This is a genomic window from Chryseobacterium angstadtii, from assembly GCF_001045465.1.
GTDB classification, from domain to species: Bacteria; Bacteroidota; Bacteroidia; order Flavobacteriales; family Weeksellaceae; genus Chryseobacterium; species Chryseobacterium angstadtii.
The window spans coordinates 829,471-846,337 of sequence record NZ_LFND01000003.1 but is presented as its reverse complement, the minus strand read 5'-3'; the positions used below and the strand labels follow the sequence as shown (position 1 = coordinate 846,337).

Below are 16,867 nucleotides of genomic sequence, written 5' to 3'. Positions count from 1 at the left end.
TTTTATCTATCATTAGTAATGATTAGTATTTTTATATATTCCTGTAAAAAAATGGGTCCGGACAAAAAAGCACCTTACACTTTCGATGAAAAAGGAGAGCTGATCCGCCCTACTAATTATCGTACCTGGGTTTTTGCAGGAACAGGAACTACACCCAAAGCACACGATTCAACCGCAATTTTCCCTGACTTTCAAAACATATACATTGATCCGGAAAGCTATGAATACTGGAAGGAAAACGGTTATTTCAGAGAAGGGACTATTTTTGTAAAGGAACTTATCCGCAAAGGAGATACCATTTCACCTATAGGCAAAGGCTTTTATCAGGGAGAAGCTTATTCGCTTTCCGCCACCATTAAAGATACCGTCAGATTTCCCAATTCCCCCGGCGGCTGGGAGTATTTTAAATATACGGATTACGAAAAAGGAATCCTTACAGAAAGCTCACCCGCTCTCGGTGGCAGCTGTATTAGTTGTCATAGCAATGCAAAGGCCGGATATGGACCTTTTCACGAATTATATATGGTTTTGCGGGATGCAAAAAAAGCAGGAAAGAATAATCCAGAGAATTTAAATACCCGTGGTGGATTGAAACCTGAAATGCCTTCTCACATGCGGGAAAAGGAATAATTTAATAAGTCAAAAATGGAATTCTTACTTTAAAACAGGAAGTAAGGACTAATAAATGCTGGGGGTTTCATTTTAATTCATTTGTATTCGGTTTTTAAAATTCCAAATAATATAACATAAAAAAATCGGTACAACTTGCTGCTGTACCGATTTTTTTCGTTTATAAAACTTAGTAGCGGGAACCGGACTCGAACAGATGACCTTCGGGTTATGAGCCCGACGAGCTACCTACTGCTCCATCCCGCGATATTGGATTGCAAATATACGATTATTTTTTGAAAACCCTAATTTTTCTTTTAAATAAAGGACTTTTATGAAAACTATTTTATTATTTGTATCTTTGTTTTATGGCAAAAATACTGAAAATATATCCTGATAACCCTCAGGAAAATCTTGTGAATGAGGTTATTAAAACCTTAAAAAATGGCGGACTGATTATCTATCCCTCCGATACCATCTATGCCTTAGGATGTAATATTTTTGACATAAAAGCTATGGAAAAGCTGGCTCAGCTGAAAAAAACCAAGCTGGAAAAAGCTAAATTCTCGATTATCTGTAATGATCTCAGCCATCTTTCAGATTTTACGAGACCTATTGACACCTCCACTTTCAGATTTTTGAAAAGCCATCTTCCGGGACCTTTTACCTTTATTCTTGATGCCAATAAAAACCTGCCTTTAGCTTATAAAAACCATAAAACAATTGGTATCCGTGTACCCGATCATCCGATTCCACAGCTGATTGTAGAAAAACTGGGCCACCCGATTGCATCAACTTCCATCAAAGACGATGACGAAATCATTGAATACTCTACAGATCCGGAACTGATTGCTGAAAAGTATGATCACTTAGTGGATATCGTGATTGATTCGGGATATGGTGACAATGTAGCCTCCACGATTGTGGATCTTACTTCGGGAGAGCCGGAAATTATCCGTCAGGGAAAAGGAATCATCTAATTAAGTATTAATTGTTAAAAGCTGACCGCTAATTTTTTGGGATGATGAGTTTGAATGGGAAATATGCATTGGGCGTTCTTTTGACCTTTGTACTTCTTGCTGCAGTAATGCTGTATGTTTTTCCATTGATTTATTTTATCACAGGAATAAAAGCATTTACCCCTACTAATTTCGGTTATACAAGAATTGCGCTCTGGCTTGTTCTCGCTTTGATATTGGCCTACAACTTTTTTATCGAAAAGGGCTCTTTTCTGCTCTGGAAAGATAAAAAATATCCGGTTCTGTTCTATATTAAAGCGGTTATTGCCTTGTATGTTATCTGTGCATTCGGTGGGGCCATGCTTAATCTGATCATTCAGCTTCTGACTCAGGAAGGAATGAGCCGTAAACTCGTTCAGATCTCTTCTGTTTTTAAAAATAATTATCTGCTGATTATCTTAACCTGCTTTACCGCGGGTGCCGTGGAAGAACTTCTGATGCGGGGATACATTCAGCCAAGAATTGAACACCTATACAGGAATCCATACATCGGTATTATTGTTTCTGCTGCCCTGTTTGGAATTCTGCACAGTACCTACGGAACCATCGGACAGGTTGTAATTCCTTTCTTTATCGGAACCGTTTTTGCTTTGTTTTATAAAAAATATACCAACATTAAAATTCTGATCATCTGCCATTTTATGTACGACTTTGTGTCTATGATGATTCTGAATTGTATTGATATTAAACATTTATCTGCATTTTAACATTATGAAAATTATAACTTCTCCTGCCAAACTGATGAACGTTGAGAATTCAACGGATTTACTGAGATCTACCACTCCGAAATTCATCGAAGAAGCAGCATTTATACAGTCTTATCTCAAACATAAATCGCCAAAATACCTTTCCGAATTAATGGAAATATCACCCAAACTGGCGGATGAAAACTGGGAAAGAAACCAGAGATGGAAAGACAAACCTACTGCAAAAGAATCTGCTCCCGCTATGTTCGCCTTTACCGGTGAAGTATACAGAGGACTGGATGCGAAAACCCTTGATAAAAATGCGATTGACTATCTGCAGAAAAATTACAGAATGCTTTCCGGACTGTACGGTCTTTTGAAGCCTTCTGATAAAGTAATGCTTTACAGACTGGAAATGGGTCGTCATTTCGAATTTGATCAATACAAAAATCTGTATGAATTCTGGAGAGAAAAAATCACGGAGCAGCTGAATTCTGAAATGAAGAAAGGCGAAATACTCCTTCATCTATGTAGTAATGAATACGGAAAAGTAATAGACAGAAAGAAATTAAATCATAAAGTAGTAGATTTTGATTTTTATGAACTGAAGGACGGAAAACTGAAAACCATTGTTGTTTACACCAAACATGCAAGAGGCCTCGTTGTAAGATTCTGCGCAGAAACCCAGGCAAAAACCCTGAATGATGTAAAAGCATTCAACTATGAAGGCTATTTGATTGATGAAGAAAAATCCACCGACACCAAACTGGTTTTCACAAGATAAATGACGCTATCCGAATTTAAAAAATATTGTAAAACTGAACTTTCCGAACTGTATACCGATTCGGAAAGTACTTTTTTGTCTGCTGTCTTTATACAGAAAATAGTAGGTTTCGATTCATTTCACCAGAGAAGACTTTCTCATCAGGAGCTTCTTATGGATGATGAACAGAAGCTTGTTCAGATGGTTTCCGATTTAAAAACCGGAAAACCTTATCAGCAAATCGTTGGAGAAACTGAATTTTACGGAATGGTATTTTTCGTGGATGAGCATGTTCTGATTCCCCGCCCGGAAACGGAAGAGCTTCTTGAAATAGCCATCAGAGAGATTAAGAATTCAAAGTTTAATATTCAGAATTTAAAGATTCTGGATATCGGAACCGGAAGCGGGGTGATTCCTTTGGTTTTAAAAAAATATTTTCCCAACGCAGACATTTCATCCATTGATTTTTCTGAAAAAGCATTAAGTACAGCTAAAAGAAATGCGGAACATCATCAGTTAGAAATTAACTTTATTCATGCAGATTATCTGAATTTTGAATTAAAGGAAAGCTATGATATCATTATTTCCAATCCGCCTTACATAGGAATTGAAGAGGAAATTGAGATTGCAGATTCTGTGAAGGAATTTGAACCGAAAATGGCTCTTTTCTCCCCGGTTCAGGATGCACTGATCTTCTACAGGAAAATAGCAGAAGATTCCAGATTTCATTTAAAAAATCAGGGGCTTTTATTTTTAGAAATTAACCAGAAACTGGGACCGGAAACATTGGAACTGTATACGGAACATTTTTCCGAAGCTCAATTAATCAAAGATTTATCTGAAAACGACCGCTTTATTGTTGGAAAGAAATAAGTAATTTTATCTTCTTAAACCAATACCCATGCGAACCTCTATATTCAGTGTGCTGACCGGATTTGCCCTTGTTTTACAACTTTCATCCTGCAAAAAGAATTCTCTTGATATTGTAAAAGAATACAGTGATAAAGGGGAATTCAATGGTTCGGTTGTCATTGTAGAAAACGGAAAAACGGTTTGTGATATGGCATTCGGGCTTAGTAACAGGGAGAAAAATATACAACTGGACAAAACCACTCCAATCTATATTGCCTCTTTAAGCAAGACTTTTACCGCAGTTTCGGTGATGCTTCTTCAGCAAAAAGGTCTTCTGAATTATGACGATAAAGCTTCAAAATACATACATCTGCCTGAATATGCTCAAAATGTAAGCATCAGGCAGCTTTTAAACCATACTTCGGGAATAAAGGACTACGAAACCATTATTTCTGATAAAAAAGGACTTACCAATCAGGATGTACTGAACTGGCTGAATAGTTTAGACAAGCTTCAATTCGCTTCAGGAAGCAGTTTTGAATACAGTAACAGCGGTTATATCATCCTTTCTTCAATCATTGAAAAAGTTTCAGGACAGCCGTATGGAACGTTTCTCAGTGAAAATATCTTTGTCCCGCTGGGCATGAAAAATACCTGGGTGTATGATTCCTCAACCGTTCATAAAAATAGGGCAACAGGCTATAATCAGAAAAAACAGCCGGATGATTATTCCATTCTGACAACAGGAGATGGCGGCATCTACTCCACTCCTGAAGATTTATATCTGTTTGATCAGGCTTTGAGAAATTTCAAACTGATCAATAAAAATAATACTTCTCTAATGTACTCTCCTCCTCAACTCTCCAACGGAAAAGTTTCCGGCTATGGTTTCGGATGGTTTATTGAGGAAGATGAAGGCAGGAAAACAGTAAGTCATACAGGCGGCCTGAATGGCTTCCGAGCCGTATTCTGGAGAGATCTCCAAAGGAACTGCTCTATCATAGCATTGACCAATCAGGGAGATGCATTTCCGCTGGATAACTTTTTACATGACATAAAAAAGACAATTCAATAACACCATGACTATTCAATCTCACGAAATTAATACGATAAAAATTGCAGAAATCATTTCTGATACCATTATAATCCAATCTGCACAGGATGGGCTCGATCTTATGGGAGACATCTATTATCAGGGTTTTGATAAAGTCATTCTTTATGAAAAAAACATGACTCCTGAATTCTTTGATTTAAAGACTAAAATGATGGGAGAAATTCTTCAAAAATTTTCAAACTACCGTATAGGATTGGCTATTGTAGGTGATTTCAGTAAATATGAAAGCAAAAGTATGAAGGATTTTATCTTTGAAAGTAATAGAATGAGACATGTCAGTTTCGTAGCTTCCGTTGAAGACGCACTAAAAAACTTTTCTCAATAAGCTCTTTTTCAATGTTTTCCATAAAATCAATAAAAAAACGCTTATCTTTTTACTATTATTACTTGTATAAATTTTATATTGTTTAAAATACAACACAATACTTTGTTTTATAAATTAAAATCAATTGTTAAACTTTATTAAATTAACAATAAAACAAGTTAAAAAGTATTAAATCAACTATTCAACAAGGTTAAATTCAAATTAATCCGCCAAAAACGATATTTTAAGTATTTTATTTGTATATTTGCACAAAACACAAAGGATTATGAATTTTACGCATTTACCAGCCTATAAGGCAACTTAATCAATTTACTTTATTGAATTTTTCAGATAAAACATAGATTGTTCTCTATGAGGCATACTTGTTATATCTGTTATATTTGGGACCCAATGCTTTCTATTAGCACTATTCAAATGAATAGGAAGGAGTACTTATTTCCTGTATGGAATTAAGCAGACCGGAACATACCTTCCAGGGAAAAAAACAACACAAAAAAACATAAAATACACAGATTAAAATGATTCAACTTATCATGATCAAAAAATTATTTCTACCAATCGTTTTACTAAGTACTTTTTCTTTTGCTCAAGTAGGAATTAATACTTCAATGCCTGACGAAAGCGCTATTCTGGATGTTTACAGCCAAAATAAGGGAATGCTGATCCCAAGACTTACTACTGCAAAAAGAGATGCTATCATCAATCCGGCCAACTCACTTCTTATCTATGATACTGATAAGAAATGTTTAAGCCAGAATATTGGCACACCTTTGAAACCTGACTGGTTATGTATCAGCAGTAATGCTGTAAAAATGTTTTATATGCCTAGTGTTTCTTTTGACACTTCCGTAAATGCCACTGCCCGAACTAAGGATTTGTATACCTTATATAAAACTCAGTTTGGATCTCCAAAAGCGAAAAGCACCAGCGCTCCTGCTGCAATTCCTTTTTTTCCATCAAGCAAAGACCTTTATTATTATGTAACGGATGCTGATCCTAATGTATTCAGTAATATTACTATTTCTGATGATGGTGTAATGAAGTATGATGTAAAAGCAGCCGCTACAGACTGTTCTTTTATTAATATCGTTTTTGTTGTTAAATAATTGAGTTATGATAAAAAATACCTTGATTGTACAACACAAAAGGTTTTTGTTTATTCTTTCCTTATTTATTTTCACACAGAATATTCAGGCACAGAATGAGCAGGGAACCGGTTATCCGTATTTTGTTAATTTCACCCAGGGATTACAGCCTCAGGAAGCCTATAAAGTTACTACCAGCGGTGTGCAGAATGATGCGACCTTTACTACAGACGGATTACGACTTACCCGCAGTGTGAATAATATTTCAGGAGGAGTAATCTTGGCTGATAAGATATTCAAAAGTGACCAGGGAATTAAATTTGAATTTGAATTTGCCATTTATGGAGTAAATACGAACGGAGGAGACGGTATCTCTATATTCTTAGTAGATGGATCTATTCCTAAAACCCAACTTAATCTCGGATATTTTGGTGGGGGATTAGGATATAGTTTTGTTCGTGGAGGCGAATCTACGGAAGGACTTAGAGGAGCATACCTTGGTATCGGTCTGGATGAATTCGGAAATTTTAAAACCAGCTTTAATCAGGGAGAAAGGGTTAGAAATGGAATTTTCGGAGTATCATTAACAGATGGGAGAAGCAATGTTTCTTTAAGAGCTAAACGCGGAAACCAATCCCTTTCATCAGCTGAGCCTGCAGGATACAATGGCTATCCGCTGCTTTACAGTATAGCGACCAATGCATCACCTTCCAGCAACAACAGATCTGCTTATCTGGATACTGCTACAGGTAAATATATTGGTGCTAAAAACACGACTCTTCAGCAATTCAGTATTGAAAGCGGCGGAACTACTATTCCTCCCACTGAAAATGATGCAAGATTCCGTAAAGCCTATGTCACACTGACTCCCAATCCTGCAGGTGGCTACAATATCACCCTGGAAATACAGCACGGAACTGTGAAAGAAAAAGTAATTGATAATTATTATTATCCAACTTCTCTGAAATATACGGAGACGACAATATCCAACAGTACGGTAAGAACTCTGGATACTTCAGCGCCTGCTACTTTCAGAATTGGGTTTGCTGCTTCTACCGGAGCTGCTAAAAATATACATTTATTGAAAAACTTAGGGGTTACAAGGCCTTACGCTGCGGAAGTAACGGATGATCTGTTTGCAGGATGCCCGGGGATAAAGTCAACCTATTATCCTTTGCTTAATGATGCGGCTTATTCTTCAGCAAGCGGTCAAAACCCACCAACACTTTCCTATAACAACCTTGATTTTAATTCATTCCGTTTTTTGGATAACAATGGCGCTGTGATTCCGAATATAACAGGCGGAGTTTATACGAACAGCCAAGGTACATGGACCTACTCACCCACTACCGGAGCACTTGCTTTCAGGCCTGCGGTTGGATTTACCGGAGTTGCCCAGATACAATATGATATTAAAGGCGGTGGAAGTAATGGTACTGAAGCTCCCTACAATAAGGAGGAATACAGATCATTGCCTGCACTGGTACAGGTTACTATTTCGAGTGCAAACAACTGTAGCAAAGCCTGCGTTATTTCCAATAAAAATGTAACACAGATTATCACAAGATAATTTTACAAAACCAGCTATCAATAGCTGGTTTTTATTTTTAACGAAATAAAAATCAACATTTACCACTCTTAATAAAATACTGAACAGCATCTTCTATTGCCTGATCAACAGGCTGATATTGGACACCCAATTCCTCTTTCGATTTTAGGTTGTTATAATAATTACAAATCTGAAGGGCCTTCATATTGGAAGTACTCAGGTTTGTTTTTATTTTTAATTTTCGCAATCCGTCACCAATCAATCCAAGAAAGTTCAACAACCTGTTTGGAATGGCTATCATGATTGGATTCTGAACAGTAATCTTGTTTATTTTCCTAAAAAATTCTCTGTAGCTTAAATTCTCATTGGCTAAAAGGTATTTTTCACCATTCCTTCCTCTTTTAACAGCATTCAACACTCCATGGGCAGCATCTTCCACATGTACAAAGTTTTTTCCTCCTTTTGGATAGAATACGACTCCCTTTTTCCAGACCCAGAAAATAATTTTCCCAGAGCTTGGTTTACTGTCATAAGCTCCGAGCATAAAAGTAGGATTAACAATGATAACGTCTGTGGCTTTACGGTTCTTTAAAAGATAATCTTCGGCGGCCAGCTTGCTTTGAGCATAGTAAGAATGTGTAAAGGGATATAGCTGAGGAGTATTTTCGCAACCCAAAACGGGAGCATTTCCATATCCCAGCGTATTGGCTGTACTTACAAACAGAAATTTCTGTGCTCCGGCCGCCACAGCTTGAGCAAACAAATGCAGTACGGCATCATAATTCGTCTTTTTATACTCCTCATAAGACAGCAGATCCTGACGGGTTTCCGCCGCAATGTGAATCACTGTATCTACTTCCTGCAAATACTGTGAAATATCTGAAAACAGATCTCCTTCTATCAGTCTGAGATTTTTACTTTCTTCGCCCATCCAGCTGCTTTTCTTGCGCACCAGAGCAATAACAGAATAATCATATTGTAATAATTTAATAACGGTATTAGTTCCCAGCAGCCCTGTAGCTCCGGTTACAAAAATATTTTTCATGCTTCAATTTCTTTTTTGATGGCGCTGGTCATCAGAGGCAGCTTAATCCAAATCGGCAGGATCTTCATCACCAGCCAACTTATAGGATTCACCATAATTACGGAATCTTTTCTGAAAAGCTGCCGGATACAGTAAGCAGCCACTTTATTTGGGTCCAAAAGGGTAAGTTTCCCCAAAACACCCTGTTTTTCAATTCTTTTGCAGACATCCATATTGGTTTTCATTGCCCCGGGATTCACTACGCTTACAAAGACATTCGTATCTTTCAATTCTTCGTGAAGTCCTCTCGAAAATGAATGGATAAAAGTTTTTGAGGCAGGATACACCGTTTTAAAACCAATCGGTGAAAAAGCTGCCATACTGGATACATTTAAAATATAGGCTTTAGGCTGTCTTAAAAGGTTAGGCAGCAGCTGATGAGTGATGAGTGAAGTAGCCGCTACATTCACCTGCAAAATGGTATTGATATAAGCGGGTGATGCATCTACAAACTTTTTGGTTCCGCCAAGTCCGGCATTATTGATCAGAACATGAATTTCGAAGGACTGGTTCAGCCATTCCGTAAGTTTCATCACATTTTCATTTACAGAAAGGTCTACTTCATAGTAATGTGCTTTGATATGATAGGTTTCTTCAAGTCTTTGGGAGAGTTCTTTTAAATGCTGGCCCGGAAGGCTTACCAAAATAACATTGATATTTTTCCCGGCCAGATTTTCGGCAAATGCTTTTCCAAGTCCCTGACTTGCTCCCGTTACTACAGCATATGATTCTTTCGTATCCATAAAACAATTTTATGGGACAAAGCTATCCCGAAAAAGGCCTCAGAATGTTCAGGATTATCCGAATGAACCCATTTTAAAAACAAACAAGATAAATCAATAAAATACTAATAATCAGGCTATTAAATAAAGCAAAACGTTAATATTTATAAATCGGAACTATTTTTATACTCGGAAGGGGTCTGATCTGTCAGTTTTTTAAAGGTGGTATTAAAAGAAGTCTTGGAATTGAATCCTGACTCGTAAGCAATTCCTAAAATAGACAATTTACTCTGAGGATCCTTCAGCAGTTTTTTGGCGTAGCTGATTCTGTACTCATTCACATACTGGAAAAAATTCTTTTTAAATCCGGTATTGATGACATAAGAAAGATGATGCGTAGAAACAGAGACCAATTCTGAAAGGCGGATCAGGTTTAGCTCACTGTCGAGATAAGGTTTCTGCTTCTCCATGATTTCTTCCAGCTGGCTTTTGATCTTGGCAAGTTCTTCGTCTGAGATCAGCTTTTTCTTTATTTCTTCGGTTCCGGGATCTTCATCAATGGAGATCAGTTCTTCACGCTGCTTTTCTTCCAAAGGGTAAATTTCCTTCTGTTTTAAAGAATAATACCCTACAAAATAGATCACCAGCAAAAAGACTCCGTTAATGAAAAAATTAAGAGCTTTAGAGTCATAGGATAAATTATAAACTACGTAGATAATGTTGATAATGAAAATAATAATCGTAATGTATTCCAGCCAGTTGAGATTGATTCCTTCTGTATTGGAAGAAAACTGCTGAATTCTTTTCTTGTGTTTCCTGATGGTAAAATAAGAAAGTCCCGTATAAAACAAAGCCTGAAAAAGAATAAGCCCGATAAAGATAAAATTGAAAACCGTATTATCTTCAAATCCTCCAAACCGCTGCAACAGAATATTGATCCAGAAGAAAACAGGAAGAATCAGGTATTTAAGGTCTGTTATCTTAAATTTAAATGAAGGATTGGTGTAAAACAAGACACTGAAATAGAACATGATCGGGGTCAGGAACTGAATCACCTGAACTGAGATGATGGAATGAACCTCAACCTGGGATTCTTTAACCAGTGTAAGCACTTCATCCAACCAGAAACTCGACCATAAAAAAAGAAATATCCCGAACCAGAAATTGGCTTTCCTGTTGACCCGCAAAGGATTGGATAATTTCAGTACAGACAACAAAACCAATGAACCATAGATTAATACAACGATGAAGCGGTTTAATTCTGATGTGTTCATTGGTTTTGATATTTTAAGTAAAGATAGCTTTTATCCTATTCTTTTCCTTACAAAAATTTCGTAGCCCAGATAAATTAACGGAAGCGACATAATTCCCAGATAAAGTGCATTGTGCATGGCCGTCTCAGGAGCTACAGCCACAGCGTAAACCAGGCCGAAAAAAGCGCCTCCAAGATGTGCGGCATGCCCGATATTATCGCTCTGTCTCGGATTCATCATCATGTATACGGAATATCCGAAATACAGGAGCCCGAAAATATAGCCTTTAATAGGAATCGGAATAAAGAAAATATAAATCCCGATATCCGGAATCATAGCTATAGAAGCAAACAATATCCCTGAAACTCCTCCACTGGCTCCTACAGCAGAATACCACGGCTGCTTCTGATAAATGTAAAGCGAGAGAAAATTCCCCAGCAATATAGATCCCAGATAAACTACTGCAAACCCTACATTTCCAAAAGCCTGAATAACGATGGGGCCAAAGAAATACAGCGTCATCATATTAAACACCAGGTGCATAATATCAGCATGCAGGAATCCGGATGAAATCAGACGGACGTATTCTTTTCTGTGCAGAATAGGTCCCACGCTGAATTTATATTTCTCAATAATACCGGCATTGTTGAAGGCAACAAAACTGATAATGGCTGTAATGATAATAAATAAGATGAGAATATTCATAGCTTTAATTCTTAATTTTCCGGTTCATCACTTTCAAAAAGATCTCCTATTACCGTTCGGTCATCATCCACAATACCGTCTCCGGTTTCCGGTTCTTCATATACTTCCGGTTCTTCTTCCACAGGTTCCGGGATGGTGATATTGATTGTTCTTACTTTAAATTTCGTAAACTGGTTTCCAATAGCCTTGATTCCTTTTACCGTAATGAATTCATCCAGTTGAATGACCTCTGTCTCCCGTTCTTTGCCTTTATCTTTAGCAAAAATAATCTCGGCGGAAGCACCATTGGCCACAATCACGTTTTCGATAAATGATTTCGGGTGTTCCGAAGGCATGAAGGTTTGTACATTCACGGTATTTTCCAGCAGGAATCTCTTGATAAAATAAATATCTTTTTCTCCGTCGTAATAGATGCAGGTTACCGGCTGTTGCGGTTTCCATTTTTCCAGAACCAGGTATTCATCATCAAAACGGTTGCCAAGATCGAAAGATACGAGTTTTACTTCCCCGTTGGTATTGATTGTCAGAATTCTGTCGTCTCCTTTAAAATTGCCTAAAAGGGTTCCTCTGGCATCTGCATTCAGTCTTCTTACCGTGTCATCAAACCAGATTTTCCTCGGGGCCAGCGTAGAAACACCTTCCTCTTTCATATCCACTTTTTTCACAGAATATTTGGTCACCAGATTTCCTTTGGAATCTCTTCCTTTAATCGCGAGATCGGAAAAATCGATTTCCATTTTATTTTTTCTGATTCTTGGATTCGGTTTTAAAAGGACGGTCACGGTTTCTGCTTCTCCATTCGGGTTGGCAGAGAAGTACAGCACTTCCGAACCTTTTTTATCAGAAGCCAGCGGATAATCCGTATTTCTGGTTACCGCAGTTACAGAAAAACGCTTCATGTAGTAAGGTCCGTCCCGGCCTTCGCGGTAGATCATGTTGTATACCGTACGCTTGTCGTTTTTCTTCCATATGGCAACGCTAAGAAGATCTTTCCCGACAAATATTTTGGCATCCACTTTTACAACTTTCATCGTTCCGTCTTTTCTGAATATGATGATGTCATCAATATCCGAGCAGTCGAACAGATACTGGTCTTTTTTCAGAGAGGTTCCGATGAAACCTTCTTCGAAATTGGCATAGAACTTCTCATTGGCTACTGCTACTTTTGTGGCGTCAATGGTATCAAAAATTCTAAGCTCAGTTTTTCTCTGTCTGTCTTTTCCGTATTTTTTCTGGATATTCAGATAATAATCAATTGCATAGGCAATCAGATTGGCAAGGTGATATTTTACCTGTTCTATTTTCCCTTCAAGAGCGGCAATATTTTCTTTAAATTTATCTAAATCGAATCTGGAAATTCTTTTAATTCTGATCTCGGTCAGTTTTAAAATATCTTCTTCCGTTACAGCTCTTAAAAGATGTTTGGTATGTGGTTTTAATCCTTTGTCAATAGTTTTAAGTACATCTTCCCAGGTTTTCACTTCTTCGATGTCATGATAAATCCTGTTCTCGATAAAAATTCTTTCCAGTGAAGAGAAATGCCAGCTTTCCTGAAGCTCGTGAAGTTCAATTTCCAGTTCTTTCTGAAGCAGTGAAACCGTATGGTCGGTATTCATTTTCAGAATATCGGAAACATTCATGAACATAGGTTTGTCGCCTACAATCACACAGGCATTCGGAGAAATAGTCACCTGACAGTCTGTAAAAGCATACAGTGCGTCTATCGTTTTATCCGGCGATACATCATTATGAAGGTGAACAAGAATCTCTACCGTATCGGAAGTATTGTCTTCAATTTTTTTGATTTTGATCTTTCCTTTTTCGTTGGCCTTCAGGATAGAATCAATCAGGTCGCTGGTTGTTTTTGAGAAGGGAAGTTCAGAAATCACAAGTGTATGCTTGTCTGTTTGGGTGATTCTGGCTCTCGCTCTTACCTTACCTCCTCTCTGGCCGTCATTGTACTCGGAAACATCCAGATATCCGGCGGTCAGAAAATCCGGAAACAGTTCGAATTTCTTTCCTTTCAGATAGGCAACGGATGCATTGATCAGTTCATTGAAATTATGCGGAAGAATCTTTGTGGAAAGTCCTACCCCGATTCCTTCCACTCCCTGTGCAAGAAGCAATGGGAACTTCACGGGTAGATCGATAGGCTCGTTATTTCTACCGTCGTAGGATTTCACCCATTCCGTAGTTTTAGGGTTAAAGACTACTTCCAGTGCGAAAGGAGTCAGTCTGGCTTCTATATATCTTGCAGCCGCAGCAGAATCCCCGGTATAAATATTTCCCCAGTTTCCCTGAGTATCTATGAGGAGTTCTTTCTGGCCAATCTGGACCATAGCATCTGTAATGGAGGCATCCCCGTGAGGGTGATACTTCATTGTATTTCCTACGATATTGGCTACTTTGTTGTAACGGCCGTCTTCCAATTCCCGCATAGAGTGCATAATCCTTCTCTGAACAGGCTTAAGCCCATCATAAACGGAAGGAATCGCTCTATCCAGAATTACATAGGAAGCATAGTCCAGAAACCAGTCTTTATAAAGTCCTGAGACTTTTTTCAAGCTCTCACCTTCGTGCGAGTTTTCTTCTGTCGTCATCTGTTTTTTAATCGTTTTTCTCTTTATTAGCTTTCACTACTTTATTCAGAGAGAGTTTTAAATCATTTACTTCTTTTTGGCTTAAATAAGATATTTCATATTTAAGTATGGTAGCACCGCTGCTTTTACTTGAAATCGTGATGTATAATCTTTTAAAAGAGAAAAGCTTTACAATCTCGTAGCTGATCAGTTTATACTTCGGAAATTCATCGTGAAGAGGTCTGTCTAAAAAAGGGATGATATTCCTGTTTTTAAAATTCAGCGCTTCTCCGTCACTGTCATATTCAAAGATCTGCCTTCCATTGAGGTGAAAAATCACCAATAACATTACCGGAAGCAGAATAAAACCATAGCTTACTTTTCCGACAGCATGAAATCTGTATTCGTTCAGCAAAAATGCGGTAATTCCAAATATAACCATCATCAGCAGCAGTGTGTGTATAAAATTGTAAACTGAAGCTTTATTACGGTTGCTAAGTCTCATTTCTGGTTTTTTATGTTTATTAGTTTATTTTATTAACCTGCAGCTTCATCCAAAACTTCTTTCTTATCAATATCCGTATCTTCCACTACCAGATTTTCAAGAATAAATACCTGCCTGTCCGGCGTATTTTTCCCCATATAGAACTCCAGCAGCTGATCTATAGTCTGATCCTTCCCTATTACAACAGGTTCCAGACGAATATCTTTTCCGATAAAATGTTTGAATTCATCCGGAGAAATCTCCCCAAGTCCTTTAAATCGGGTAATTTCAGGGTTTTTTCCCAGTTCGTTCAAAGCTTTTATTCTTTCTGCTTCTGTGTAGCAGTATCTTGTTTCTTTTTTATTTCTTACCCTGAATAATGGGGTCTGAAGAATGTACAGGTGCCCATTTTTGATGAGATCGGGGAAGAACTGAAGGAAGAAAGTGATCATCAGAAGACGGATGTGCATACCGTCCACATCGGCATCGGTAGATATAATAACCTGGTTGTATCTGAGATCTTCCAGACTTTCTTCAATATTTAATGCCGCCTGAAGAAGGTTGAACTCTTCATTCTCGTATACTACTTTTTTTGTCAGTCCGTAGCAGTTCAAAGGTTTTCCTTTCAGCGAGAATACGGCCTGAGTCTCCACATCTCTGGATTTGGTGATGGATCCGGATGCAGAATCTCCCTCGGTAATGAAGATCTGGGTCTCCCCTTTTCTTTCATTTTTCTGATCGTTGTAATGCTGTCTGCAATCGCGGAGTTTTTTGTTGTGAAGAGACACTTTTTTTGCTCTTTCCCTTGCCAGCTTCTGAATTCCCGAAAGCTCTTTTCTTTCTCTTTCCGAGATCAGGATCTTTCTCTGGATTGCTTCTGCAATTTCAGGGTTTTTGTGAAGGAAATTATCCAGCTTGCTTTTCAGGAAATCAATGATGAAAGTCCTTACGGTAGGTCCATTCGGTCCCATATCATTAGATCCCAGTTTGGTTTTGGTCTGAGATTCAAATACAGGTTCCTCTACATTGATAGAGATGGCTGCAATGATTGATTTTCTGATATCTGAAGCATCAAAATTCTTATTGAAAAATTCGCGGACTGTTTTCACATATGCCTCACGGAAAGCATTAAGGTGGGTTCCTCCCTGTGTGGTATTCTGTCCGTTTACGAAAGAGAAATACGTTTCTGTCTGCGATTTGTCTGAATGGGTGATGGCCAGCTCTATATCATTATCTTTCAGGTGAATGATTGAATAGAGGATTTCGTTTTCCATCTCTTCTTCCAAAAGGTCTTTAAGTCCGTTTTCAGAATAATAGGTTTCCCCGTTGAAAAGAATTTTCAGTCCGGGATTCAGATACGCGTAATTGCGTAACATCTTTTCTATATATTCCTTTCTGTATTTGAAATGCAGGAAAATATCTCCATCGGGAATGAAAGAAATCTCGGTTCCGTTACGGTCTGAAGTTTCTTTTTCTTCATGGTTTTCTGTGATCAGTCCTCTTGAAAACTCTGCCATTTTGAGTTTTCCGTCGCGGAAAGATCTTACTCTGAAATATTCTGAAAGTGCATTGACGGCTTTGGTACCCACCCCGTTCAGTCCTACAGACTTTTTGAAGGCTTTGCTGTCGTACTTACCACCCGTATTCATTTTGGAAACAGCATCTACTACTTTTCCCAGCGGGATTCCACGGCCAAAGTCACGGATAGAGACTTTACCGTCATCCAGCTTTATTTCAATTCTTTTCCCGGCTTTCATTCTGAACTCGTCAATGGAGTTGTCCAGAATTTCTTTCAGGAGAATGTAAATACCGTCATCGGCAGATGAGCCGTCTCCGAGCTTCCCGATGTACATTCCGGGGCGTAAACGGATGTGTTCCTGCCAGTCGAGGGTTCTGATATTATCTTCGGAGTAGATTGGATTTATTTCTTGTGACATATATGATTTCAGCAAACATACAAAAGTACGAAATTGTATAAAATTATCCGAATTTTTTCAATCTGATTTTTCCCAAAATTGAGCTTTTAAGCTTTGTATTA

General features: G+C 38.0%; 16 protein-coding genes and 1 tRNA gene. 9 read left to right on the top strand and 8 right to left on the bottom strand.

The window, feature by feature from the left end; genetic code table 11:
* The first annotated feature begins 51 nt into the window (after window positions 1-51).
* The gene (locus ACM46_RS11630) at window positions 52-630 is read left to right on the top strand and encodes a cytochrome P460 family protein (protein WP_048506802.1); all 579 of its coding nucleotides are present in this window, start codon (window positions 52-54) and stop codon (window positions 628-630) included.
* 173 nt (window positions 631-803) lie between these two features.
* On the opposite strand, the gene ACM46_RS11625 is transcribed toward ACM46_RS11630, so the two are convergent.
* A tRNA-Met gene (locus ACM46_RS11625) sits at window positions 804-876 on the bottom strand.
* 101 nt (window positions 877-977) lie between these two features.
* Here ACM46_RS11625 and ACM46_RS11620 point away from each other — a divergent pair.
* The 8 genes from ACM46_RS11620 to ACM46_RS11585 all read left to right on the top strand — a co-directional run bounded on the left by ACM46_RS11620 (window position 978) and on the right by ACM46_RS11585 (window position 8,023).
* Window positions 978-1,589 carry an L-threonylcarbamoyladenylate synthase gene (locus ACM46_RS11620; protein ID WP_048506801.1) on the top strand — a complete coding sequence of 204 codons (612 nt, stop codon included), beginning with the start codon at window positions 978-980 and terminating at the stop codon, window positions 1,587-1,589.
* A 41-nt stretch (window positions 1,590-1,630) separates the two neighbouring features.
* Entirely contained in the window at window positions 1,631-2,335 is a 705-nt protein-coding gene (locus ACM46_RS11615) for a CPBP family intramembrane glutamic endopeptidase (RefSeq protein WP_048506800.1), read from the top strand.
* 4 nt (window positions 2,336-2,339) lie between these two features.
* A complete protein-coding gene (yaaA, locus tag ACM46_RS11610; protein WP_048507153.1) occupies window positions 2,340-3,098 on the top strand; it encodes a peroxide stress protein YaaA in 759 nt (252 codons plus the stop codon).
* The gene (gene prmC / locus ACM46_RS11605; RefSeq protein WP_048506799.1) at window positions 3,099-3,950 is read left to right on the top strand and encodes a peptide chain release factor N(5)-glutamine methyltransferase; all 852 of its coding nucleotides are present in this window, start codon (window positions 3,099-3,101) and stop codon (window positions 3,948-3,950) included.
* Between the two features lie 28 nt (window positions 3,951-3,978).
* Window positions 3,979-5,004, top strand: coding sequence for a serine hydrolase domain-containing protein (locus ACM46_RS11600; protein WP_048506798.1), 1,026 nt, complete (start codon window positions 3,979-3,981; stop codon window positions 5,002-5,004).
* Between the two features lie 4 nt (window positions 5,005-5,008).
* On the top strand, window positions 5,009-5,368 hold the full coding sequence (locus tag ACM46_RS11595) for a DUF4180 domain-containing protein (protein ID WP_048506797.1): 360 nt from the start codon (window positions 5,009-5,011) through the stop codon (window positions 5,366-5,368).
* 533 nt (window positions 5,369-5,901) lie between these two features.
* Entirely contained in the window at window positions 5,902-6,474 is a 573-nt protein-coding gene (locus tag ACM46_RS11590; RefSeq protein ID WP_048506796.1) for a hypothetical protein, read from the top strand.
* Between the two features lie 7 nt (window positions 6,475-6,481).
* Complete coding sequence (locus ACM46_RS11585; protein WP_241486000.1) at window positions 6,482-8,023, top strand: L-type lectin family protein; 1,542 nt, start codon at window positions 6,482-6,484, stop codon at window positions 8,021-8,023.
* 52 nt (window positions 8,024-8,075) lie between these two features.
* Here ACM46_RS11585 and ACM46_RS11580 read toward each other — a convergent pair whose 3' ends face one another.
* The 7 genes from ACM46_RS11580 to ACM46_RS11550 form a co-directional block, all read right to left on the bottom strand.
* Window positions 8,076-9,047, bottom strand: coding sequence for an NAD-dependent epimerase/dehydratase family protein (locus ACM46_RS11580; RefSeq protein ID WP_048506795.1), 972 nt, complete (start codon window positions 9,045-9,047; stop codon window positions 8,076-8,078).
* Window positions 9,044-9,829: an SDR family NAD(P)-dependent oxidoreductase gene (locus ACM46_RS11575; RefSeq protein ID WP_048506794.1), complete on the bottom strand. Its 786-nt coding sequence runs from the start codon at window positions 9,827-9,829 to the stop codon at window positions 9,044-9,046. Before ACM46_RS11575 ends, ACM46_RS11580 begins: the two co-directional genes overlap by 4 nt.
* A gap of 143 nt (window positions 9,830-9,972) precedes the next feature.
* Window positions 9,973-11,082, bottom strand: a complete 1,110-nt coding sequence (locus ACM46_RS11570) for a helix-turn-helix domain-containing protein (protein ID WP_048506793.1) — start codon at window positions 11,080-11,082, stop codon at window positions 9,973-9,975.
* A gap of 30 nt (window positions 11,083-11,112) precedes the next feature.
* Window positions 11,113-11,766 carry a rhomboid family intramembrane serine protease gene (locus tag ACM46_RS11565; RefSeq protein ID WP_048506792.1) on the bottom strand — a complete coding sequence of 218 codons (654 nt, stop codon included), beginning with the start codon at window positions 11,764-11,766 and terminating at the stop codon, window positions 11,113-11,115.
* 11 nt (window positions 11,767-11,777) lie between these two features.
* Window positions 11,778-14,366, bottom strand: coding sequence for a DNA gyrase/topoisomerase IV subunit A (locus ACM46_RS11560; protein WP_048506791.1), 2,589 nt, complete (start codon window positions 14,364-14,366; stop codon window positions 11,778-11,780).
* A gap of 7 nt (window positions 14,367-14,373) precedes the next feature.
* Window positions 14,374-14,850: a hypothetical protein gene (locus tag ACM46_RS11555; protein ID WP_048506790.1), complete on the bottom strand. Its 477-nt coding sequence runs from the start codon at window positions 14,848-14,850 to the stop codon at window positions 14,374-14,376.
* Between the two features lie 32 nt (window positions 14,851-14,882).
* Complete coding sequence (locus ACM46_RS11550) at window positions 14,883-16,766, bottom strand: DNA topoisomerase IV subunit B (protein ID WP_048506789.1); 1,884 nt, start codon at window positions 16,764-16,766, stop codon at window positions 14,883-14,885.
* Between the last annotated feature and the right edge of the window lie 101 nt (window positions 16,767-16,867).